We start from the raw sequence: 22,631 nt of genomic DNA, 5'->3' as shown, positions 1-22,631 counted from the left end.
GGCGATAATCGCACTGATTGGCAGAATGTACAGGTATCCGCTCAGTTTTCACCTTCAATTGACAGACCCGCAAGGGAAAAATGCAAGCGTTCGATCCATAAAAATCATTCACCGGCCCTGGTCGCGTGAAGCTTGCGAGTCATAAAAACAATGAAAACGCTGAAAACCCAGGTTGCCATCATTGGTGCCGGCCCATCAGGCTTGCTGCTCGGCCAGTTGCTGCACAACGCGGGTATCGACAACGTCATTATCGAACGCCAGAGCCCCGACTATGTGCTCGGGCGAATCCGCGCCGGAGTCCTCGAACAGGGCATGGTAGAGCTGTTGCGCCAGGCCGGCGTGGGCCAGCGAATGGACCGCGAAGGGTTGGTCCACGGCGGCTTTGAACTGGCCCTCGACGGCCGTCAGGTACACATCGATCTGAACACCCTGACCGGTGGAAAAACGGTGATGGTCTATGGCCAGACCGAGGTCACCCGCGACCTGATGGCCGCTCGTCGGGAGGCTGGCGCGCAGACAATTTACCAGGCCGGCGATGTCGTTCCCCATGGCATGAAAAGCGCAGAAACCTTTGTCACGTTTGAGAAGGACGGCCAGGCCTGGCGCCTCGACTGCGACTACATCGCCGGTTGCGACGGTTTTCACGGCGTGGCGCGCCAGTCCATACCCGCCGACTGCCTGAAAGTGTTCGAGCGGGTCTATCCGTTCGGCTGGCTGGGAATCCTCGCCGATACCCCGCCGGTCCACGAAGAACTGGTCTACGCCCGCCATGAGCGCGGTTTTGCCCTGTGCAGCATGCGTTCGGCGACGCGCACCCGGTACTACCTGCAAGTGCCGACCAGCGATCACGTCGACAACTGGTCCGACCAACGCTTCTGGGACGAACTCAAGTTACGCCTGCCCCAAGACCTGGCAAACAAGCTGATCACCGGGCCGTCCATCGAAAAAAGCATCGCGCCGTTGCGCAGCTTCGTGGTCGAACCGATGCAGTACGGGCGGCTGTTCCTGGTCGGTGATGCGGCGCACATCGTCCCGCCCACCGGCGCCAAGGGCTTGAACCTGGCGGCCAGCGATGTCAGTACGCTGTTTAATATTCTGCTCAAGGTTTATCGCGAAGACCGCCTCGATTTGTTGGAGAAGTACTCCGAAATCTGCCTGCGCAGGGTATGGAAAGCCGAGCGGTTTTCCTGGTGGATGACTTCGATGCTGCATCGTTTCGATGATCAGGACGCCTTTGACCAGCGCATCGTCGAGTCAGAGCTTGAGTACTTCATCGGCTCCGAGGCCGGCCGAAAAACCATTGCAGAAAATTACGTCGGCCTTCCGTACGAGACTATCGAATAGCTTGCTATCGACTTACACTGGCGAGCATTCCCTGCTCGCCTGGCGGCTTGCAGGTCAATTACTGCCGCAGGTTTTCCCGTGACCAATCTCCACCAGCCTGAAACGCCAAAACCGGCGATCCGCAGCATTCTGGTCGCTTTGATGCTGGCGATCTTTCTCGGGGCACTGGACCAGACCATCGTTGCCGTGTCGATGCCGGCCATTTCCGCGCAGTTCAAGGACGTCAACCTGCTCGCCTGGGTCATCTCCGGTTATATGGTGGCAATGACCGTGGCGGTGCCGATCTACGGAAAACTGGGCGACCTGTACGGCCGGCGCAAACTGATGTTGTTCGGCATGGCTCTGTTCACCCTGGCTTCGGTGTTCTGCGGCATGGCCCAGAGCATGGAACAACTGGTGCTGGCGCGTATTTTCCAGGGCATCGGTGCTGGCGGGATGATTTCGGTGAGCCAGGCGATCATCGGCGACATCGTGCCGCCCCGGGAACGCGGTCGTTACCAGGGCTATTTCAGCAGCATGTACGCGGTGGCCAGCGTGGCGGGGCCGGTGCTCGGCGGCTATATGACCGAATACCTGTCCTGGCGCTGGGTGTTCCTGATCAACCTGCCGCTGGGCCTGGGTGCGTGGCTGGTAGCCAACCGAACACTGGTGGGGCTGCCCATTCCCCAGCGCAAACCGATCATCGATTATCTCGGCACCCTGCTGATGGTCATAGGCCTGACGGCGTTGTTGCTCGGGATCACCCAGGTTGGCCAGGGTCATTCATGGCGCAGCAGCCAAGTACTCTCGCTGCTCGCCTGTGCGCTGCTGGTGCTGGCGCTGTTCGTCGCCCATGAACGGCGGGCGCGGGAACCGTTGTTGCCCATGCATCTGTTTGCCAATCGCAATGCGATCCTGTGCTGGTGCACGATTTTTTTCACCAGCTTCCAGACCATTTCCCTGATCGTGCTGATGCCGTTGCGCTTCCAGAGCGTGACCGGCGCCGGGGCCGACAGCGCCGCCCTGCACCTTCTGCCATTGGCCATCGGATTGCCGATAGGCGCTTATTTCGCCGGCCGCCGCACCTCGGTGACCGGTCGTTACAAACCCATGATACTCACCGGTGCAGTGCTGATGCCGATTTCGATCCTGGGCATGGCGTTCACCCCGCCACAGGCGTTGGTATTGAGCAGCCTGTTCATGTTGCTCAGCGGGATCGCCGGCGGCATGCAGTTCCCGACTTCTCTGGTGGGCACGCAGAACTCTGTGGAGCAACGGGATATCGGCGTCGCCACCAGCACCACCAATCTGTTCCGCTCGCTGGGCGGCGCGGTGGGTGTGGCGCTGATGTCGGCACTGCTGCTGGCGTTGCTGCAGGACTCGAGCTTCGCCCACCTGGCTGGCTCCGCGCTGATCGCCGAAGGGCATTCGGGGAACGTCTTGCTGGACGGTTTGAACGCTGCACCGGGAGACGCCCAGAACGCCTTGCGCGCCGAGCTGTTGCTGACATTCCGGCATTTGCTGACGGTCAGTGCAGCGGTGTCGTTGCTGGGGCTGGCGGCGGCGATTGCCATGCCGAACATGTTGTTGCGCGGGCGTGAGGACAAGGCTCGATAGGTAAAGCGAGTCGCCTTTATTCGCGGGCAAGCCCGCTCCCACAGGATTTTCGCAGTCCTTGTGGGAGCGGGCTTGCTCGCGGATGCGTCATGACAAACAGCAAACTATCAAGGGCTGTAATACCCGACTGCGACCAGAAAATGCCCGACCTTCTTCAGGTATGCATGCTTGTTCTCGACCTTGGTGGTCACCGGGTTTTTCCAGCGGTACTCGTATTCGCCATAGTCCTGTTTGGCCATCAGCGCCAGGATCGGCTCGCCCACCGGATTGCCTTCTGGATCCTTGATGCTGCTGAAGTCGGTATTGATCAGCCGCAGGTTAGTGCCATGGGCGACGTAACGCCGGGTATTGAGGTCGACGACAAACACGTACAAATCATCCTGCAGGTAGCCGCCCTTGAGTGAGTTGATCGCCGTCAGGGTGCCCTTCTCGTCCTTGGTCAGATCGATCGCCGCTTTGTTGAGCAGCGCCATGGCTTGCTCCGCGGACGCCCGTGGCAGGTAATAACCGACGGCCAGGATGCGCTGGCCAATGCGCTGGTAGTAGACGCGCTTGCGTTCGACCTTGCCGTCCGACCAGTTCTGCCAGCGATATTCCCCCTGCTGGATACCATTGCCCTCCGGCACTTTCAGGGCGTCCTTGAAGGTTTTCTGCAAGTCCGGGGGCAGGGTTTCCGACACGTCCCGGCCTATCAGTGCTGCAGAAGGTCCGCCGCTGGCGAGCATCACGCCCTTGGTGTCAACCACGAAGACATAACGATCCTTGTCGACAAACTCGCCCTGGCGGCTGAATGCCGCGAAGGCCTTGTCGCCATTCTGGTGATAGTAGGCCAGGGCTTTTTCCAGCAAGGCGATGGCCGCCTGACTGTCTTCCTTCTCTGTCGCGGCGGCCTGCGCCTGGCCCAGCCCCATTAAAAGCATGCCGCACAGCAAGACGAATTTATGCACAAACCCCATTGCCCATCCCTCGTTCTCATTGGTGTTACAAGAGCGTAGACGGCAATGGGGCATGTATGGGTATTGAGTGTTGTCAGCCAATCATTCCCGGCGCATCCGGAAAGACCTGACTACTTACTGCCGGGCGCGCAGTTGCTGCTGAAGATTCTGAATCTGCGCCTGAAGGGTGTTGATGTTGCGGGTTACCTGGCCGCGGAAGGCATCGAATTCGGCGGTATTGGTCGCGCCCTGAGCCGGGGCTGGACGATTGTCCTGTACGCTTTTGAGTACAATGATTTCTTGTTCGAGACGCTCGATGGCAGCGCTCGGATTGCCCTGTTTCTTCAGTGCGACGATATCGGCCCCCAGGCTTTTCATCTGCGCGTCGAGCTTCTCGCTGTCGGCAGAGGCGCTTTTGAGTGCCGCCAGGTCGCCACTCAATGCTTTGACTTGCGCCTGCAACTGACCGTTGGCACTCTGCTGCTCGGTGTTCTGGGCGCTGATCTGTGCCAGGCGCTTATCGAGATCGGTGGTTTGCGCGCTCATCTGTGCCAGACGCTTGTCCAGCTCCGACGCCTGGCCGGCAACGCCCAGTTGCTGCGCATTCTGATCCTGGAGTTTGCTTTCCAGCTGTCTGATTTGCAGCTTCAGGGCTTCGCTGTCGCTGCTGACACTGGTCTGGCTGGCGACCACCTTGCCGGAAATATCCTGCAAGCGCCCTGCCGCTTCCTCACTGATTCGCGCGAAGCTTTCCTGGGTCGCCACCAGTTGCTGCTCCATCAGTGAGATCTGCTGAAAGCTCCACCAGGCAAGAACGGCAAAAGCAATGAACAAGGCGCCAACCAGCGCCCAGAGCGGGCCGGTGCTCGCCGCCTTGACCTTGACCACCGGGGCCGTGCGCGCATGCACGACCTTGCGCACAGTGGGCACAAACTCATCGTCGTCGAGAACGTCTGCACGCAAGCTCGGTACATCGTCAAAGTCGTCGTGGGCATCGTTACGCATGGACATTCAATCAACCTTTGTGAAACACGTGATGGCTTGATGCGCCGCAGTATAAACCCCACAGCCGCACAGATTGACCCTGAACGCCGGCCATCGGTTCAGAAAGCGACCGTGACTTGAGTATCAGCGAATGTCCTGAGCCTTCCACCAGCCACAGAACTCATCGAGCGCCGTCCACAGACTGACCTTGGGATCGTAATCCAGATAATGCCGGGCGCGACTGATGTCCAGGGTGAAGTTTTTGTTCATGACCTGCATGCCCAGGCGCGACAAGGTCGGCTCGGGACGCCCCGGCCATAGCTTGCAGACGCCTTCGTTAAGCGCCGCAACGGAGTAGGCCAAGCCATAGGAACGGTAGCGGGTAACCTGTGGGACTTCCATTGCGCGCATGACGTAATTGACCACGTCCCACAGGGGAACCGGCGTGCCGTTACTGATATTGTAAGCCTTGCCCAAGGCAGAGCCGCTGGCCAGCAAGCTACTGAGCAGGGCTTCGTTGAGGTTTTGCACGCTGGTGAAATCAACCTTGTTCAGGCCATTGCCGACGATCGCAAGGCGCCCTTTGCGCTGCATCTTCAGCAAACGCGGGAAGATACTCATATCGCCAGCACCGGTAACGAAACGCGGGCGCAGGGCCAGGGTTTCGAGACCGAACTCCTGGGCACCGAAGACCTTTTGCTCGGCCAGGTACTTGGTAGCGGCGTAATGATGCTTGAAGCGCTTGGGTACTTGTTCTTCCGTCAGGCCCAGATGATCGCGGCCATCGAAATAGATCGACGGCGATGACAGGTGCACCAACCGTCGAACCCGTTGTTTCAGGCAGGCCTCGACAACGTTCTCGGTGACCTGGACGTTGCCTTGATGGAAGTCCTGATACCGTCCCCACAACCCCACCGCTCCGGCGCAATGCACCACGGACTCGACGTCCGAGCACAGCTCGCGTGCCAGTTCCGGGTCGCTCAGGTCGCCCTGGATGAACTCGGCACCACGACGTACCAGATGCTCCACACTCTCGGCCCGGCGACCGTTGACCCGTACGTCCAGGCCCTGCTCCAGGGCGAAACGCGCAAAGCGTCCGCCAATGAAGCCGCTTGCGCCGGTAACCAGAATCTTCATTTATTGCTCCTAGAAATGCAGTTGCAAGCGTCAAGCTGCAAGCCGCAAGTTAAAACAGTGCACACGCGCTTTACTTGCCGCTCGCAGCTTGACGCTCAAGGCTGCACCCAGGGCACCAGCCATTGCTTCGACGCGAGCACCAATTGATCGGTCAGCAAACCCAGTAACTCACCGCCATTGCGCCAATGATGCCAGTACAAAGGCACATCGATCGGTTTATCTGGCAACAGTTCGCGCAATACCCCGCGCTCCAGTTGCTCGCGCACCTGAAGCTCCGGGACTAGCCCCCAGCCGAGTCCCGCTTCGGTGAGGCGGATAAAGCCTTCAGACGATGGGCAGAGATGGTGTTCGAATCCACCGTTGACCCCCAGGGATGCGAGATAGCGATGCTGCAGGAAATCGTCCGGGCCAAATACCAGCGCCGGGGTTCGAGCCAGCTGATCAGCGCGAACGCCCTCGGGAAAGTGCCGGGCAATGAAGGCCGGGCTGGCCAGCGCACGATAACGCATGGCCCCCAGCAATACACTGCGCGCCCCGGACACCGGGCGCTCGCTGGCACAGAGGCAAGCCGCCACTTCTCCGGCACGCATACGTTTGAGGCCGACGGTCTGGTCTTCAACCACCAGATCCATCAACAAGTGTTGTTGCGCGCAGAACTCCCCCACCGCCTGCGCCCACCAGGTGGCCAGGCTGTCGGCATTCAAGGCAATCCGCAGGCGCTCCGGCAAGCCTTCTTCATCCAGTGCCGGTACCAGGCTTTGCAGATCGCGTTCAAGCAAGCGCACCTGTTGCACATGGTTGAGCAGGCGCCGGCCGATTTCCGTCGGCGTGGGCGGAGTAGCCCGCACCAGCACAGGTTGCCCGACCCGGGCTTCGAGCAACTTGATGCGCTGGGAAATCGCCGATTGCGACAGACCCAGCACCTGCGCGGCCCGTTCAAAACCGGCCTGCTCGACCACTGCGGCCAGGGCGGAAAGCAATTTGTAGTCGAACATCAGTTTTCCTAATGAGCGATCAGCATGATTTGTTTTTCTTATACAGGCTTCCAACGGAGAATGACCAGCATGAACTTCTGAACAAGGATTACCCCATGGCTGGCGAAACTTCACTGGCAACGCTGCTGCGCAGCATGAGCCCGCAACTCAACGCTGGCGAATATGTGTTCTGCACCCTGCGCGACGGCCATTTGCCGGCAGGTCTGGAGATTGTCGGCAGCTTTCGCGAGCAGGAAGGTCTGACCGTGATTCTCGAACGTTCCCGCGCCGAACAAGCCGGATTCAGCTTCGACTACGTGGCTGCGTGGATCACCCTGAACGTGCACTCGGCCCTGGAAGCCGTCGGCCTGACTGCCGCGTTTGCCAGCGCACTGGGCAACGCCGGCATCAGCTGCAACGTGATCGCCGGCTATTACCACGACCATTTGTTCGTCGGCCAGGCCGACGCCGACCGTGCCCTTCAGGTGTTGCGGAACCTGGCGGCCAACGCGGAGTAAACGATATGTGGCAAAGCTACGTGAACGGCCTGTTGGTGGCCTTCGGACTGATCATGGCAATCGGTACCCAGAATGCGTTTGTTCTGGCGCAAAGCCTGCGGCGTGAACATCACCTGCCGGTGGCCGCGCTTTGCGTGGCCTGCGATGCATTGCTGGTGGCCGCCGGGGTATTCGGCCTGGCGACGGTGCTGGCACAAAATCCGACGCTGTTGGCCATAGCTCGCTGGGGCGGCGCGGCGTTTCTATTGTGGTACGGCAGCCAGGCGCTGCGCCGGGCTTTTTCCAGCCAGAGCCTGCAACAAGGAGAAAACCAGACCGTGCGTTCGCTGCGGGCGGTGATGCTCAGCGCCCTGGCGGTAACGCTGCTCAACCCGCATGTCTACCTGGACACCGTTTTACTGATCGGCTCACTCGGCGCCCAACAAACCGAACCCGGCGCCTATGTGGTGGGCGCGGCCAGTGCCTCGCTGCTGTGGTTTTTCACCCTGGCGCTGGGCGCGGCGTGGCTGGCTCCGTGGCTGGCTCGACCGAGTACCTGGCGAATTCTCGACCTGCTGGTGGCGGTGATGATGTTTGCCGTAGCCGTCCAGTTGATTACCGCCGGGTAAATTGTTCCGCACAGCCCTGGAACCTCTATTCCACACAGTTGTTGCGTGGTTATGCCGCCACCCCGGTGCTATGATCCGAATCCCTGCGCCGCAAAGAGTACAAACTCCCCGGCGCTAGTCTGGCCGCCCGTGATCGGCCTTGCGCTCACCGCAACTGACCTGATTAGGAGAATCATCATGGCTTTCGAATTGCCGCCGCTGCCTTACGCACACGACGCCCTGCAGCCGCACATTTCCAAGGAAACCCTGGAATACCACCACGACAAGCACCACAACACCTATGTCGTGAACCTGAACAACCTGGTGCCAGGCACCGAGTTCGAAGGCAAGACCCTGGAAGAAATCGTCAAGACTTCCTCGGGCGGTATCTTCAACAACGCCGCTCAGGTCTGGAACCACACTTTCTACTGGAACTGCCTGGCACCAAATGCTGGTGGTCAACCAACCGGCGCACTGGCTGACGCGATCAACGCTGCTTTCGGTTCGTTCGACAAGTTCAAGGAAGAGTTCAGCAAGACTTCCATCGGCACCTTCGGTTCCGGCTGGGGCTGGCTGGTGAAAAAGGCTGACGGTTCCCTGGCCCTGGCCAGCACCATCGGCGCCGGCAACCCGCTGACCAACGGCGACACTCCGCTGCTGACCTGCGACGTCTGGGAACACGCTTACTACATCGACTACCGCAACGTTCGTCCGAAGTACGTCGAAGCGTTCTGGAACCTGGTCAACTGGAAATTCGTGGCTGAGCAGTTCGAAGGCAAGACCTTCACCGCTTAAGTCCGACGCCAGTCAAAAAACCCGGCTTTTCAGCCGGGTTTTTTATTGCCCGGTTTTTTTGCGGTTTGGTGGGGCCTCTTTGCGAGCAAGCCTCACATTTTTCCGGGTACATCCGGGAGGGATTGGTCGGCTCGCAGACCGTCATCGCCGGCAGGCCAGCTCCCACAAGAATTCGGGATCGCCGCAAGAGGAGATCGGTTACAAGGCCGCCATGCAAGGTAAATCATGCCCCACATCGCGACCGTCATGCCGCTATCGAACCCAAGCCAATTTCCCACAATGAAACAAGCCGCGCGCCTCTTGCCGCACAGCCACAGACGTCTAACATCAACCAAATGGAAATTTTCTCCACCCAGCCCCTCAAGTTGAAGGACTCGACAACCGACACAGTACTAATAGGCAAATGGCTCAGGGCAACGAAAAATCGGCCAGGCTGCAGGCAAACCCGCCTGTGGCCGATTGTCCCTTTGACTGCCCCTACGGGATTGCCAATACTCAATGCAACTTGATGCTGCCCGCACGGAACAAGGAATAGCCCTTTGAAGCTGGAACTCAAGAACAGCTTGTCGGTGAAGTTGCTCCGGGTTGTGCTCCTGTCGGCATTGATCGTCGGCGTAGTCTTGAGCTGCGCGCAGATTGTTTTCGATGCCTATAAAACACGCCAGGCCGTCGCCGGTGATGCCGAGCGCATCCTCGATATGTTTCGCGACCCCTCGACCCAGGCTGTCTATAGCCTGGACCGGGAAATGGGCATGCAGGTCATCGAGGGCTTGTTTCAGGATGACGCCGTACGCCAGGCGTCCATCGGCCACCCCAACGAGCCCATGCTCGCGCAAAAAACCCGCGAGTTGCAGCAATCGAGCAGTCGCTGGCTGACCGACCTGATTCTTGGCAAGGAACGCACTTTCACCACCCAACTGGTGGGTCGCGGGCCGTACAGTGAGTATTACGGCGACCTGAGCATTACCCTCGATACCGCCACCTACGGGCAAGGTTTTATCGTCAGCTCGGTGATCATCTTCATTTCCGGCGTGTTGCGCGCCCTGGCGATGGGGCTTGTGCTGTACCTGGTTTATCACTGGCTGCTGACCAAGCCGTTGTCGCGGATCATCAAGCACCTCACGGAAATCAACCCGGATCGCCCCAGCGAGCACAAAATCCCATTGCTCAAGGGGCACGAGAAAAACGAGCTGGGCATCTGGATCAACACGGCAAATCAGCTGCTTGAATCCATCGAGCGCAATACTCACCTGCGTCATGAAGCGGAAAACAGCCTGCTGCGCATGGCCCAATACGACTTTCTCACCGGTTTACCGAACCGGCAGCAATTGCAGTATCAACTGGACAAGATCCTGATCGACGCCGGCAAGCTGCAACGCCGGGTCGCTGTGCTGTGTGTAGGCCTCGACGACTTCAAGGGCATCAACGAACAGTTCAGCTATCAGACCGGCGACCAATTACTGCTGGCCTTGGCCGACCGCCTGCGCGGACATAGTGGTCGCCTCGGTGCCCTTGCCCGCCTGGGTGGCGACCAGTTCGCCCTGGTGCAGGCCGATCTGGAACAACCCTACGAAGCCGCCGAACTGGCGCAAAGCATTCTTGATGATCTGGAAGCGGCGTTCGCCCTCGATCATCAGGAAATCCGCCTGCGTGCCACCATCGGCATCACTCTGTTTCCCGAGGACGGCGACAGCACCGAGAAGTTGTTGCAGAAGGCCGAGCAGACCATGACCCTGGCCAAGACCCGCTCGCGCAACCGCTATCAGTTCTATATTGCCAGTGTCGATACCGAAATGCGCCGCCGGCGCGAACTGGAAAAAGACCTGCGCGATGCCCTGACCCGCAACCAGTTCTACCTCCTCTACCAGCCGCAGATCAGCTACCGCGATCATCGGGTAGTCGGTGTCGAAGCGTTGATTCGCTGGCAGCACCCCGAGCACGGGCTGGTACCGCCAGACCTGTTCATCCCGCTGGCTGAGCAGAACGGCACCATCATTGCCATTGGCGAATGGGTACTGGACCAGGCCTGCAAGCAGCTGCGCGACTGGCATGACCAGGGCTTCAACGATTTGCGCATGGCGGTGAATCTGTCGACGGTGCAACTGCACCACGCCGAGTTGCCAAGGGTGGTCAACAACCTGTTGCAGATGTACCGCCTGCCTCCACGCAGCCTGGAACTGGAAGTTACCGAGACCGGCCTGATGGAAGACATCAGTACCGCCGCCCAGCACTTGCTCAGTCTGCGCCGCTCCGGGGCACTGATTGCCATCGACGACTTCGGGACCGGCTACTCGTCCCTGAGCTACCTGAAAAGCCTGCCCCTGGACAAGATCAAGATCGACAAGAGCTTCGTTCAGGACCTGCTCGATGACGACGACGATGCGACCATCGTCCGGGCCATCATCCAGTTGGGTAAAAGCCTTGGCATGCAGGTGATTGCCGAAGGTGTGGAAACCGCCGAGCAGGAGGCCTACATCATCTCCGAAGGTTGCCACGAAGGTCAGGGCTATTACTACAGCAAGCCGCTGTCGGCACGGGAATTGAGTGCTTACCTGAAACAGGCGCAGCGTAGCAACGCGGTAATTCTGTAACCCCTGTAGGAGCGAGCATGCTCCTGCAGGGTGAAGCACGCCCCTGTGTGAATAAGAAATATTTACAGGTACAACCCTTTACACATAATGCGAAAGATTTGCATTATGTCGCAGTTTTGCGCGCTCAAGGCGCCATTCAACCCCCTATCGAAGCAGGATGTTCGCCATGATTCGTATGCCTCTGGCTACCGCCAGTCTGTTGGCCATCGCTATTTCCCTCGCCGGCTGCGGTGAAGGTAAAGACAAAGAAACTGCTGCCGCGCCTGCGCCGGCTGCCAGCGCCGCTGCTGCACCGGCTGCTCCAGCCGTCGCACCTGCCGCTGCCAGCAAGGTCGACGAAGCCGCCGCCAAAGCCGTTGTCGCCCATTACGCCGACATCGTTTTTGCCGTTTACAGCGATGCCGAATCCACTGCCAAGACCCTGCAAACCGCCGTTGATGCCTTCCTCGCCAAGCCGAACGCCGACACTTTGAAGGCCGCCAAGGCCGCCTGGGTGGCCGCTCGTGTTCCTTACCTGCAGAGCGAAGTGTTCCGCTTCGGCAACACCATCATCGACGACTGGGAAGGTCAGGTTAACGCCTGGCCACTGGACGAAGGCCTGATCGACTACGTCGACAAATCCTACGAACACGCCCTGGGCAACCCGGGTGCCAGCGCCAACATCATCGCCAACACTGAAATCCAGGTCGGCGAAGACAAGGTTGACGTCAAAGACATCACCCCGGAAAAGCTCGCCAGCCTGAACGAGCTGGGCGGCTCCGAAGCCAACGTCGCCACCGGCTACCACGCCATCGAATTCCTGCTCTGGGGCCAGGATCTGAATGGCACCGGCCCTGGCGCCGGCAACCGTCCAGCCTCCGACTACCTGGAAGGCAAAGGCGCAACCGGCGGTCACAATGATCGTCGCCGTGCTTACCTGAAGTCCGTGACCCAGTTGCTGGTTAGCGACCTGGAAGAAATGGTTGGTAACTGGAAGCCCAACGTGGCCGACAACTACCGTGCCACCCTGGAAGCCGAACCGGTTGAATCCGGTCTGCGCAAAATGCTGTTCGGCATGGGCAGCCTGTCCCTGGGCGAACTGGCGGGCGAGCGCATGAAGGTTTCCCTGGAAGCCAACTCCCCTGAAGACGAACACGACTGCTTCAGCGATAACACCCACAACTCGCAGTTCTACGATGCCAAAGGCATTCGTAACGTCTACCTGGGTGAATACACCCGCGTCGACGGCAGCAAAATGACCGGCGCCAGCCTGTCGTCCCTGGTGGCCAAAGCCGACCCGGCTGCCGACACCGCGCTCAAAGCCGACCTGGCAGCCACCGAAGCGAAGATGCAGGTGATCGTCGACCACGCCAACAAGGGTGAGCACTACGACCAGTTGATCGCCGCCGGCAACACCGCTGGCAACCAGATCGTTCGCGACGCTATCGCCGCCCTGGTCAAGCAGACCGGTTCGATCGAAGCCGCCGCTGGCAAGCTGGGCATCAGCGACCTGAACCCGGACAACGCTGATCACGAGTTCTGATCAACGCTGGCTGAGTGAAAAAAGGCGACCTGCGGGTCGCCTTTTTTATTCTGGCGCAACACCATCAATGTGGGAGCGGGCTTGCTCGCGAAAGCGGTGTGTCAGTCAGCACTATTGTTGAATGTGACACCGCTTTCGCGAGCAAGCCCGCTCCCACAAGGGATCACTGTTGCGCAAATCCCCTGCCCCACATCAACCAAACGATAATTCCTCTTATTCAATCTCCCCTGCCCTGTTAGACTTTGCGCCCTTGTTTTGCTTGTCTTGCAGGATGTCTGATGCCCTCGCTGCCTCTTCGCTTGTCCGCACTGTTTCTGGCCCTGGGCCTGAGTGCCTGCGATGACGCCCCGCGTTTCACCGAAGCCGAACCCGGCGAAGCCCGCTCCGGTGGCAGCGCGACCGTGCGCAAGAGCGATCAGAATGCCTTTTCCCTGCCCTCGGCCAACCTGCCGCCGTCCCGGCGCGTGGACTTTAGCGTCGGCAACAGCTTTTTCCGCAATCCCTGGGTGATCGCTCCGGCGACAACCACCGCGCGTGATGGTCTGGGCCCACTGTTCAATACCAATGCCTGCCAGGGTTGCCACATCAAGGACGGCCGCGGTCACCCGCCGGAGCCCGGGGCGCAGAACGCCGTGTCGATGCTGGTGCGCCTGTCGATTCCCAATAACCCAGCCTACGCCAAGGTAATCGAACAGATCGGCGTGCTGCCTGAACCGGTCTACGGTGGCCAATTCCAGGACATGGCCGTCCCCGGCGTGGCACCGGAAGGCAAAGTGCGGGTTGATTACACACCCGTGCCGATTCACTTCAAGGACGGCACCGAAGTGATATTGCGCAAGCCAAGCCTGAACATCAGCCAACTGGGCTACGGCCCGATGCATCCCGACACGCGTTTTTCTGCACGGGTAGCGCCGCCGATGATTGGCCTGGGCCTGCTCGAAGCGATCCCCGACGAGGCGATCCTGGCCAACGCCGAGGCGCAGGCAAAGGAGAAAAACGGTATCGCCGGACGCCCGAACCGGGTCTGGGATGATGTCCAACAGAAAACCGTACTCGGGCGGTTTGGCTGGAAAGCCGGCCAACCGAACCTAAACCAACAGAATGTCCACGCGTTTTCCGGTGATATGGGCCTCACGACCAGCCTGACACCCTTTGATGACTGCACCGACGCGCAAACCGCCTGCAAACAGGCGCCGAGTGGTAACGGCCCGAATGGCGAGCCGGAAGTCAGCGATAACATCCTGCGCCTGGTGCTGTTCTACAGCCGCAATCTCGCCGTACCGGCCCGCCGTGACGTCAGCGCGCCTGAAGTGCTGGCCGGCAAAAATCTGTTCTATCAGGCTGGCTGCCAGTCATGTCACACACCGAAATACACTACTGCCGCCAACGCCGCCGAACCTGAACTGGCCAATCAAGTGATTCGCCCGTACAGCGACCTGCTACTGCATGACATGGGCGAAGGCCTGGCCGACAACCGCAGCGAATTCCAGGCCAGTGGCCGCGACTGGCGCACCCCGCCGTTGTGGGGCATCGGCCTGACACAGGCGGTCAGTGGCCACACTCAGTTCCTGCATGACGGCCGTGCCCGCAACTTGCTCGAAGCGGTGCTCTGGCATGGCGGCGAAGCGACAGCGGCGCAGCAACAGGTTTTGTCTTTCAATGCCGGGCAGCGTGCTGCGCTGCTGGCGTTTTTGAATTCCCTTTAATACGCATTCCTTCAGCGGGAGCCCGACATGTTCCGTCCCAAGTTGTTGTTCACCAGCCTCGCCGCCCTCGCCCTGGGCGCCTGCTCGCCCCAGGACCCGCAAGCGGTCACTTCGGCGGCGATCGCCAAATCGGTGATCCTGCCGACCTACACCCGCTGGGTTGAGGCCGACCGCCAGCTGGCCGTCAGCGCTCTCGCGTACTGTGAGGGCAAGCAAACCCTGGAAACGGCCCGCGCCGACTTCCTTCACGCACAAAAAGCCTGGGCCGAACTGCAACCTTTGCTGATCGGGCCGTTGGCCGAAGGCAACCGTGCCTGGCAAGTACAGTTCTGGCCGGACAAGAAAAACCTGGTGGGCCGTCAGGTCGAGCAACTGGTCACCGCGCAACCGCAGATCGATGCTGCCACCCTGGCCAAGTCCAGCGTTGTGGTGCAAGGCCTGTCGGCCTATGAATACGTCCTGTTCGACAGCAAGCCCGATGTTGCCAACGCTGAACAGAAAGCCAGGTTCTGCCCCCTGCTGGTCGCGATCGGCGAGCGTCAGAAGCAACTGGCCGAAGAGATCCTGCAAAGCTGGAACAACACCGACGGCATGCTCGCGCAAATGAGCAAATTCCCGAATCAGCGCTACGCCGACTCCCACGAAGCCATTGCTGACCTGCTGCGCGTGCAAGTGACCGCCCTGGACACCTTGAAGAAGAAGCTCGGCACGCCGATGGGCCGCCAGAGCAAGGGCGTGCCGCAGCCGTTCCAGGCCGATGCCTGGCGTAGCCAATCATCCCTGGCCAGTCTCGAAGCCAGCCTCGCCGCCGCCAAAACGGTATGGGAAGGTGTCGACAACAAAGGCCTGCGCGGTCTGTTGCCGAGCGAGCAGAAACCCTTGGCCGACAAGATCGACGCCGCTTATGCCGCTTCGCTGAGACTGTTCGCCGGCAACCAGCGCTCGCTGACCGATATGCTCGGTGACGATGCCGGTCGCCAGCAGCTCAACGAGCTCTACGACAGCCTCAACGTCGTCCACCGCCTGCACGAAGGCGAGCTGGCCAAGGCGCTGGGCATCCAACTGGGCTTCAACGCCAACGATGGTGACTGATGAGGACGAGTGCCATGCTGCGACGTCAGGCTCTGACTTTAGGTAGCTTGCTGCTGGGAGCAGTGACACTGGGCGGCTGGACGCTGTTCAAGCAAAAGGATAAAAGCCCGCTGCTGCTATCGGCGCGGGACGATACCGACGGCAAGCACTACGCCGTCGGCTATCGACTGGATGGCACCCGGGTGTTTGCCACCCAGGTCGGCCAGCGTTGCCACGACATCATCAACCACCCGACTCAGCCGATTGCGCTGTTTGTCGCCCGCCGCCCGGGCACCGAGAGCTACCTGATCGATCTGCGCGACGGTTCGCTGCTGCAAACCGTGACGTCAAAGCCGAACCGGCACTTCTACGGGCACGCGGTAGTTCACCAGAGCGGCGACTGGCTGTATGCCACCGAAAACGACACCACCGAGCCGGGTCGCGGCTTGCTTGGTGTGTACAAGTTCGAAGGCGCACGGCTGGTGCACAGCGGTGAGATTTCCACCCACGGTATCGGCCCGCACCAGGTGTCCTGGATGCCCGACGGCGAAACCCTGGTAGTGGCCAACGGCGGAATCCGCACCGAGGCCGAAAGCCGGGTCGAGATGAACCTCGACGCCATGGAGCCGAGCCTGGTGCTGATGCAGCGTGACGGCACACTGCTGAGCAAGGAAACCCTCGCCCAGCAGATGAACAGCGTGCGTCACCTGGGGATTGCCAGCGACGGCACCATCGTCGCCGGTCAGCAATTCATGGGGGCGGCCCATGAGTCGTCGGAGCTGCTGGCGATCAAGCGCCCCGGCCGGCCTTTTGTCGCGTTCCCGGTGCCGGAACACCAATTGCAGGCCATGGGGCACTACACCGCCAGTGTCGCGGTGCACAGCGACTTGCGCCTGGTGGCGTTGACTGCACCACGGGGTAACCGCTTTTTCATCTGGGACCTGGACAGCGGCGAAGTACGCCTGGACGCACCCTTGCCCGATTGCGCCGGAGTCGGTGCGGTGGCCGATGGCTTCGTCGTGACCTCGGGCCAGGGACGTTGCCGCTACTACGATTGTCGCCAGTCCGAGCTGCTGGCAAAACCCCTGGAGCTTCCGGCAGGTCTCTGGGACAACCATCTTCATCTAGTCTGAGCTTCTGTGGGAGGGCTTGCCTTGTGTGAGGGGGCTTGCCTTCTGTGAGAGGGCTTGCCTTCTGTGGGGGGGCTTGCCTTCTGTGGGGGGGCTTGCCTTCTGTGAGAGGGCTTGCCTTCTGTGGGGGGGCTTGCCTTCTGTGGGGGGGCTTGCCTGTGGCGAGGGGGCTTGCCCCCGATGGGTGGCGAAGCCACCCCCATAACCACCACCGCGGGTTTTTTAGATAAACCACTACATCGTGCTCTCCGTTTTTAGGGCTGCTGCGCAGCCCAACGGGGGCAAGCCCCCTCGCCACAGGCAAGCCCCCTCGCCACAGGCAAGCCCCCTCACCACAGGCAAGCCCCCTCACCACAGCAAGCCCTCTCGCCACAAGCAGGCCCCCTCCCATAGCAAGCCTCCCGGGTTTTGTGTTCAGCCGCTCTATTCCCTGGCTAGCAGTCATCGGCGGGGCCACTCGTAAAAAGTGCCAGTTGGATTCCCCCACCGACTCGCGGTAATGTGCCCTACTGTCTCACCTGATTTCTCCAAGGAACTGGAAATATGCTGCGTCGCCGCATGCTGATCATGTTGGGTGTTGTCTTGCTGATCGTGGTGATCCTGGGCGCTTACAAGGCCTTCTCCGTCTACACGATGATTCAAAGCTTCTCGGCGCCTAAACCGCCGATCAGCGTCGCCGTGGCTACCGCCACCGAGCGGCCATGGCAAGTTCGCCTGCCCACCGTCGGCACGCTGAAGGCGCTGCAAGGAGTAGACCTGAGCCTGGAGACTGACGGCACCGTCACCGATGTGCAGTTCCAGTCCGGGCAGACGGTCAAGGCCGGCCAGCCGATCGTCAAGCTCGACAGCGCCGTGGAGAGCGCCCTGCTGGAAACCGCCCTGGCCGATCTCGGACTTGCCCAGCTCGATTACACCCGCGGCAGTCAACTGGTCGGCAGCCAGGCCATTTCCAAAGGCGAGTTCGACCGTCTCTCGGCGGTACTGAAAAAGAGCAAGGCCACCGTCAATCAACTCAAGGCGGCGCTCGGCAAGAAAAGCATCCTGGCACCGTTCAGCGGGACCATCGGCATTCGCCAGGTGGATGTCGGCGACTACGTGGCCAGCGGCACCATGATCGCAACCCTGCAAGACCTCAGCAGCCTCTACGCCGACTTCTTCGTGCCCGAGCAGGCGGTACCGAAGATCGCTATCGGCCAGAAGATAGAAGTCATTGTCGCAGCCTACCCGCAGCAGACTTTCCCCGGCACCATCAGTGCAATCAACCCGAAGCTGGAGAACAGCACCCGCAACGTGCAGGTCCGTGCAACCCTGGCCAATCCCGAGGGCAAGCTGCTGCCAGGGATGTTCGCCAGCCTGCAGGTGCTGTTGCCCAATCCCCTGCCGCGCATCGTTGTGCCGGAAAGCGCGATCACCTACACACTCTACGGTAACTCGGTGTATGTCGCCGTGCAGAAGAAGGCCGAAGACGGCAGCCTGGCAAAAGACGACAAAGACCAGCCGATCCTCATCGCCGAACGGCGTTACGTCGAAACCGGCGAACGTCGTGATGGGCAGGTGATGATCACCAAGGGCGTGCAGAAGGGCGAAGCAGTGGTCACCGCCGGCCAGATCAAACTGGACAACGGCGCACACATTGCCATCAGCGACGACAAGACCCTAGCCAAGAAGAACGGCCCGCCAGGCGCGGACTGATCAAGGAACCGCCATGGCTTTTACCGACCCGTTCATCCGTCGCCCGGTGCTCGCAACCGTGGTCAGCCTGCTGATTGTATTACTGGGTTTCCAGGCCTGGAGCAAACTGCCACTGCGTCAGTACCCGCAAATGGAAAACGCCCTGATCACGGTAACCACCGCTTACCCCGGGGCCAACGCCGAGACCATCCAGGGCTACATCACCCAGCCGATGCAACAGAGCCTGGCCAGCGCCGAGGGCATCGACTACATGACCTCGGTGAGTCGCCAGAATTTTTCGGTGATCTCCATCTACGCCCGCATCGGCGCCAACAGCGACCGTCTGTTCACCGAACTGCTGGCCAAGGCCAACGAGGTCAAGAACCAGCTGCCCCAAGACGCCGAAGACCCGGTACTGAGCAAGGAGTCGGCTGACGCCTCGGCACTCATGTACATCAGTTTCTTCAGCAAGGAACTGAATAATCCACAAATTACCGACTACCTGTCCCGGGTGATCCAGCCGAAGCTGGCGACCCTGCCGGGCATGGCCGAAGCCGAGATTCTCGGCAACCAGGTGTTTGCCATGCGCCTGTGGCTGGACCCGGTCAAGCTGGCCGGGTTCGGCCTGAGCGCCAGCGACGTGACCGATGCAGTGCGCCGCTACAACTTCCTCTCTGCCGCCGGTGAAGTGAAAGGCGAGTACGTGGTCACCAGCATCAACGCCAATACCGAGCTCAAATCCGCCGAAGCCTTCGGGGCAATCCCCCTCAAGGTCGATGGCGACAGCCGCGTACTGCTCAGCGATGTCGCCAGGGTCGAGATGGGCGCGGAAAACTACGACACCATCAGTTCCTTCGGCGGCACGCCTTCGGTTTACATCGGCATCAAGGCGACCCCGGCCGCCAACCCGCTGGATGTGATCCGCGAAGTGCGCAAGATCATGCCGGAGCTGGAAGCCCAGTTGCCGCCCAACCTCAAGGCTGAAATTGCCTACGACGCCACGCTGTTCATCCAGGCCTCGATCGACGAAGTGGTCAAGACGTTGTTCGAAGCGGTGCTGATCGTGATAGTCGTCGTCTTCCTGTTCCTCGGGGCACTGCGCTCGGTGGTGATCCCGGTGGTCACCATCCCGCTGTCGATGATCGGGGTGATGTTCTTCATGCAGATGATGGGTTACTCCTTGAACCTGCTGACCTTGTTGGCGATGGTGCTGGCCATCGGCCTGGTGGTGGACGACGCCATTGTGGTGGTGGAAAACATCCACCGGCACATCGAAGAAGGCAAGACGCCCCTGGACGCTGCTATCGAAGGCGCCCGGGAGATCGCCATGCCGGTGGTGTCGATGACTATCACCCTGGCGGCCGTGTATGCGCCAATCGGCTTCCTGACCGGGCTCACCGGGGCGCTGTTCAAGGAGTTTGCCCTGACCCTGGCCGGGGCCGTGGTGATTTCCGGCATCATCGCCCTGACCCTGTCGCCGATGATGTGCGCCTTCCTGCTGCGCCACGATGAAAACCCTAGCGGCCTGGCCCACCGCCTGGACGTGATTTTCGAAAGCCTCAAGCGCCGCTACCAGAGTATGCTGCACGGCACGCTCAATACGCGACCTGTCGTACTGGTGTTCGCCGTGATCGTGTTGTGCCTGATTCCGGTGTTTCTCAAGTTCACCAAGACGGAGCTGGCGCCGGACGAGGACCAGGGCATCATCTTCATGCTGGCCAACGCCCCGCAACCGACCAACCTGGACTATCTGAACACCTACACCGACGAGTTCATCGAGATCTTCAAGGCGTTCCCCGAGTATTACTCATCGTTCCAGATCAACGGTTTCAACGGTGTGCAATCGGGTGTCGGAGGCTTCCTGCTCAAGCCGTGGAACGACCGTAGCCGGACCCAGATGGAGATCCTGCCCGAGGTCCAGGGCAAACTTGCGAGCATTTCCGGGCTGCAGGTTTTCGGTTTCAACCTGCCCTCCCTGCCGGGCACCGGCGAGGGGTTGCCGTTCCAGTTCGTCATCAATTCCGCTAACGATTATGACCTGCTGCTGCAAGTGATCGAGCGGGTGAAAAAACGCGTGATGGATTCCGGCAAGTTCGCCTTTGCCGATGTCGACCTGGCCTTCGACAAACCCGAAGTGGTGGTGGATATCGACCGCGCCAAGGCGGCGCAGATGGGGGTTTCCATGCAGGATCTGGGGGGCACCCTGGCAACCTTGCTGGGCGAAGCGGAGATCAACCGGTTCACCATTGAGGGGCGCAGTTACAAAGTCATCGCCCAGGTCGAACGGCCCTTCCGCGACAACCCGGACTGGCTTAACAACTATTACGTCAAGAACAACAAGGGTGAACTGCTGGCCCTGTCGACCCTGATTACCGTCTCTGATCGCGCGCGCCCTCGGCAGTTGAATCAGTTCCAGCAACTCAACTCGGCCATCCTTTCCGGCGTGCCGCTGGTCAGCATGGGTGAAGCCATCGAGTTGGTGCGCCAGATCGCCCAGGAAGAAGCCCCGATCGGTTTTACCTTCGATTATGCCGGCGCATCGAGACAGTACGTGCAGGAAGGCAGCGCGCTGTGGGTCACCTTTGCCCTGGCACTGGCGATCATTTTCCTGGTGCTGGCCGCGCAGTTTGAAAGCTTCCGCGACCCGCTGGTCATCCTGGTGACCGTGCCGCTGTCCATCTGTGGTGCGTTGATTCCGCTGTTCCTGGGCTGGTCGAGCATGAACATCTATACCCAGGTTGGCCTGGTGACGTTGATCGGCTTGATCAGTAAACACGGGATCCTGATCGTCGAATTCGCCAACCAGCTGCGCAAGGACAAGGGCCTGACCGCGCGGGAAGCCGTGGAGGAAGCCGCTGCCATTCGCCTGCGGCCGGTCTTGATGACCACTGCGGCGATGGTATTTGGCATGGTTCCGTTGATCATTGCCACGGGGGCGGGTGCCGTCAGCCGCTTCGACATCGGCATGGTGATCGCCACGGGCATGTCCATCGGGACCTTGTTCACGCTGTTCGTCTTGCCGTGTGTGTATACGCTGCTGGCAAAACCCGATAAACCTTGATTCAGACGAGTAAAAAAAAGGCCTCGCAGCAGTGCGAGGCCTTTATTTTGGCTTCAATCGGATCAACTTTGCGGCCTCAATCCTTGAGCAAGCCCGAACATGAAGAGCAATAAATCATGATCGGGTTGAGTGGCCACGGATGCCTTCGCAACCCGTGGTACCGGACAATGCTCTTCTGCGCTCATCGAGCTGAGGACCTGGGTGCGGGGTTGCTCCCAGGCCGCCATCGCGAGAGACGCAACTGCCAAGGCTCCAACTAAAAACAAACCTCGTGCAATTTCGAGTTTCATTGTTATAAACCCTTGATAGCGCTGCCAAACGCCGCCTGATAAAAGTAGACGAGCTTCTTCCAGTCTGCAGCGTTGAACGACGAATGGCGACGCAACTGCTTCATGTCATGTGCAGCGGCGCGCCGTGCAGTCAGACGCAGCCGGCACTTCTCCAGATCGATCAGGGCAACCTCGACGTTGGCCGAGTCACCTTCACCGGTGACGCGAACAAACACGTGCTTGATGTAAAGGCAACTGTGTTGCCAGCGGGCCTTGTGCATACGCGTCAGGTTTTCGGCCAAATCCTTCAACACCCGATCATGCACGACCTCACCATGACGCTCGCGGCCTCCCCCAGCGTACCAGTGTTCAATTTCCTCAAAGCCGTCAAGGGACTTGGTCACCAGCAAGGCGCGCCATTGGTGCACTGGATCGCGCTGTGCGCCGCTGAACACGATTTGCGGAACGCGAACACCCAGCGCGGTCATGACAGTCAGTGCATCACGCTCGCGCAACACAGTGGGCCGACCGAACGGGTGCAGCAAGCTGCGATAGATATGCCCCGTCTGACGCTTCACATAAAGCAGTTGACCGTCGCTGCCCAAGACACGCTGAACGCCACTTTCACCACCGCGGCGAACGTTGGGTTCTTCTACCCACTCACCGCGCTGGCTCCAAAAATAATCGAAGCGTTCCTGGGGAGCGACTTCCTTTTCTGCTGCACACTGCACTGCCATCCC

General features: G+C 60.2%; 18 protein-coding genes. 12 read left to right on the top strand and 6 right to left on the bottom strand.

Annotation, left to right across the window (positions count from 1 at the left end):
* Positions 1-159: 159 nt before the first annotated feature.
* Both pobA and ASE98_RS01155 read left to right on the top strand, forming a co-directional pair.
* The gene (gene pobA / locus ASE98_RS01160) at positions 160-1,344 is read left to right on the top strand and encodes a 4-hydroxybenzoate 3-monooxygenase (RefSeq protein WP_177336937.1); all 1,185 of its coding nucleotides are present in this window, start codon (positions 160-162) and stop codon (positions 1,342-1,344) included.
* 78 nt (positions 1,345-1,422) lie between these two features.
* Positions 1,423-2,940, top strand: a complete 1,518-nt coding sequence (locus ASE98_RS01155; protein WP_060539597.1) for an MDR family MFS transporter — start codon at positions 1,423-1,425, stop codon at positions 2,938-2,940.
* A 107-nt stretch (positions 2,941-3,047) separates the two neighbouring features.
* Here the strand turns inward: ASE98_RS01155 and ASE98_RS01150 are convergent, their stop codons facing one another.
* The 4 genes from ASE98_RS01150 to ASE98_RS01135 all read right to left on the bottom strand — a co-directional run bounded on the left by ASE98_RS01150 (position 3,048) and on the right by ASE98_RS01135 (position 6,991).
* On the bottom strand, positions 3,048-3,896 hold the full coding sequence (locus tag ASE98_RS01150; RefSeq protein WP_060539596.1) for a cache domain-containing protein: 849 nt from the start codon (positions 3,894-3,896) through the stop codon (positions 3,048-3,050).
* 114 nt (positions 3,897-4,010) lie between these two features.
* Positions 4,011-4,886 (bottom strand): hypothetical protein, encoded by an 876-nt coding sequence (locus ASE98_RS01145; protein ID WP_060539595.1) that lies wholly within the window; start codon positions 4,884-4,886, stop codon positions 4,011-4,013.
* A gap of 117 nt (positions 4,887-5,003) precedes the next feature.
* A complete protein-coding gene (locus ASE98_RS01140) occupies positions 5,004-5,996 on the bottom strand; it encodes an NAD-dependent epimerase/dehydratase family protein (RefSeq protein WP_060539594.1) in 993 nt (330 codons plus the stop codon).
* A gap of 95 nt (positions 5,997-6,091) precedes the next feature.
* Positions 6,092-6,991: a LysR family transcriptional regulator ArgP gene (locus tag ASE98_RS01135; RefSeq protein ID WP_060539593.1), complete on the bottom strand. Its 900-nt coding sequence runs from the start codon at positions 6,989-6,991 to the stop codon at positions 6,092-6,094.
* A 95-nt stretch (positions 6,992-7,086) separates the two neighbouring features.
* On the opposite strand from ASE98_RS01135, the gene ASE98_RS01130 reads away from it, so the two are divergent.
* The 10 genes from ASE98_RS01130 to ASE98_RS01085 all read left to right on the top strand — a co-directional run bounded on the left by ASE98_RS01130 (position 7,087) and on the right by ASE98_RS01085 (position 21,622).
* Positions 7,087-7,488, top strand: a complete 402-nt coding sequence (locus ASE98_RS01130; protein ID WP_060539592.1) for an ACT domain-containing protein — start codon at positions 7,087-7,089, stop codon at positions 7,486-7,488.
* A 5-nt stretch (positions 7,489-7,493) separates the two neighbouring features.
* On the top strand, positions 7,494-8,096 hold the full coding sequence (locus ASE98_RS01125; protein WP_060539591.1) for a LysE/ArgO family amino acid transporter: 603 nt from the start codon (positions 7,494-7,496) through the stop codon (positions 8,094-8,096).
* A gap of 177 nt (positions 8,097-8,273) precedes the next feature.
* On the top strand, positions 8,274-8,870 hold the full coding sequence (locus ASE98_RS01120) for a superoxide dismutase (RefSeq protein ID WP_060539590.1): 597 nt from the start codon (positions 8,274-8,276) through the stop codon (positions 8,868-8,870).
* A gap of 539 nt (positions 8,871-9,409) precedes the next feature.
* The gene (locus ASE98_RS01115; protein WP_060539589.1) at positions 9,410-11,461 is read left to right on the top strand and encodes a putative bifunctional diguanylate cyclase/phosphodiesterase; all 2,052 of its coding nucleotides are present in this window, start codon (positions 9,410-9,412) and stop codon (positions 11,459-11,461) included.
* Positions 11,462-11,627: 166 nt separating this feature from the next.
* Positions 11,628-12,983 carry an imelysin family protein gene (locus tag ASE98_RS01110; RefSeq protein ID WP_060539588.1) on the top strand — a complete coding sequence of 452 codons (1,356 nt, stop codon included), beginning with the start codon at positions 11,628-11,630 and terminating at the stop codon, positions 12,981-12,983.
* A 278-nt stretch (positions 12,984-13,261) separates the two neighbouring features.
* Positions 13,262-14,689, top strand: coding sequence for a di-heme oxidoreductase family protein (locus ASE98_RS01105; protein ID WP_060539587.1), 1,428 nt, complete (start codon positions 13,262-13,264; stop codon positions 14,687-14,689).
* Between the two features lie 27 nt (positions 14,690-14,716).
* Complete coding sequence (locus ASE98_RS01100) at positions 14,717-15,781, top strand: imelysin family protein (RefSeq protein WP_060539586.1); 1,065 nt, start codon at positions 14,717-14,719, stop codon at positions 15,779-15,781.
* Between the two features lie 14 nt (positions 15,782-15,795).
* Positions 15,796-16,893, top strand: coding sequence for a DUF1513 domain-containing protein (locus ASE98_RS01095; protein ID WP_060539585.1), 1,098 nt, complete (start codon positions 15,796-15,798; stop codon positions 16,891-16,893).
* Between the two features lie 540 nt (positions 16,894-17,433).
* Entirely contained in the window at positions 17,434-18,582 is a 1,149-nt protein-coding gene (locus tag ASE98_RS01090; RefSeq protein WP_060539584.1) for an efflux RND transporter periplasmic adaptor subunit, read from the top strand.
* 13 nt (positions 18,583-18,595) lie between these two features.
* The gene (locus tag ASE98_RS01085; RefSeq protein WP_060539583.1) at positions 18,596-21,622 is read left to right on the top strand and encodes a multidrug efflux RND transporter permease subunit; all 3,027 of its coding nucleotides are present in this window, start codon (positions 18,596-18,598) and stop codon (positions 21,620-21,622) included.
* Positions 21,623-21,684: 62 nt separating this feature from the next.
* Here ASE98_RS01085 and ASE98_RS01080 read toward each other — a convergent pair whose 3' ends face one another.
* Positions 21,685-21,912, bottom strand: a complete 228-nt coding sequence (locus ASE98_RS01080) for a hypothetical protein (RefSeq protein WP_060539582.1) — start codon at positions 21,910-21,912, stop codon at positions 21,685-21,687.
* Between the two features lie 2 nt (positions 21,913-21,914).
* A complete protein-coding gene (locus tag ASE98_RS01075; RefSeq protein ID WP_060539581.1) occupies positions 21,915-22,628 on the bottom strand; it encodes a lipopolysaccharide kinase InaA family protein in 714 nt (237 codons plus the stop codon).
* Positions 22,629-22,631: the final 3 nt, after the last annotated feature.

The organism is Pseudomonas sp. Leaf48 (assembly GCF_001421885.1).
GTDB lineage: Bacteria > Pseudomonadota > Gammaproteobacteria > Pseudomonadales > Pseudomonadaceae > Aquipseudomonas.
Note: the sequence above shows the minus strand (reverse complement) of the source record. Positions and strands in the feature narration are given on the sequence as shown.

What these genes read in the sequence shown, in the direction of transcription:
- ASE98_RS01150 (WP_060539596.1), bottom strand. Translation starts at nt 3,896, where the DNA reads ATGGGGTTTGTGCATAAATTCGTCTTGCTGTGCGGCATGCTTTTAATG.
- ASE98_RS01145 (WP_060539595.1), bottom strand. Translation starts at nt 4,886, where the DNA reads ATGTCCATGCGTAACGATGCCCACGACGACTTTGACGATGTACCGAGC.
- ASE98_RS01140 (WP_060539594.1), bottom strand. Translation starts at nt 5,996, where the DNA reads ATGAAGATTCTGGTTACCGGCGCAAGCGGCTTCATTGGCGGACGCTTT.
- ASE98_RS01135 (WP_060539593.1), bottom strand. Translation starts at nt 6,991, where the DNA reads ATGTTCGACTACAAATTGCTTTCCGCCCTGGCCGCAGTGGTCGAGCAG.
- ASE98_RS01130 (WP_060539592.1), top strand. Translation starts at nt 7,087, where the DNA reads ATGGCTGGCGAAACTTCACTGGCAACGCTGCTGCGCAGCATGAGCCCG.
- ASE98_RS01125 (WP_060539591.1), top strand. Translation starts at nt 7,494, where the DNA reads ATGTGGCAAAGCTACGTGAACGGCCTGTTGGTGGCCTTCGGACTGATC.
- ASE98_RS01120 (WP_060539590.1), top strand. Translation starts at nt 8,274, where the DNA reads ATGGCTTTCGAATTGCCGCCGCTGCCTTACGCACACGACGCCCTGCAG.
- ASE98_RS01110 (WP_060539588.1), top strand. Translation starts at nt 11,628, where the DNA reads ATGATTCGTATGCCTCTGGCTACCGCCAGTCTGTTGGCCATCGCTATT.
- ASE98_RS01105 (WP_060539587.1), top strand. Translation starts at nt 13,262, where the DNA reads ATGCCCTCGCTGCCTCTTCGCTTGTCCGCACTGTTTCTGGCCCTGGGC.
- ASE98_RS01100 (WP_060539586.1), top strand. Translation starts at nt 14,717, where the DNA reads ATGTTCCGTCCCAAGTTGTTGTTCACCAGCCTCGCCGCCCTCGCCCTG.
- ASE98_RS01095 (WP_060539585.1), top strand. Translation starts at nt 15,796, where the DNA reads ATGCTGCGACGTCAGGCTCTGACTTTAGGTAGCTTGCTGCTGGGAGCA.
- ASE98_RS01090 (WP_060539584.1), top strand. Translation starts at nt 17,434, where the DNA reads ATGCTGCGTCGCCGCATGCTGATCATGTTGGGTGTTGTCTTGCTGATC.
- ASE98_RS01085 (WP_060539583.1), top strand. Translation starts at nt 18,596, where the DNA reads ATGGCTTTTACCGACCCGTTCATCCGTCGCCCGGTGCTCGCAACCGTG.
- ASE98_RS01080 (WP_060539582.1), bottom strand. Translation starts at nt 21,912, where the DNA reads ATGAAACTCGAAATTGCACGAGGTTTGTTTTTAGTTGGAGCCTTGGCA.
- ASE98_RS01075 (WP_060539581.1), bottom strand. Translation starts at nt 22,628, where the DNA reads ATGGCAGTGCAGTGTGCAGCAGAAAAGGAAGTCGCTCCCCAGGAACGC.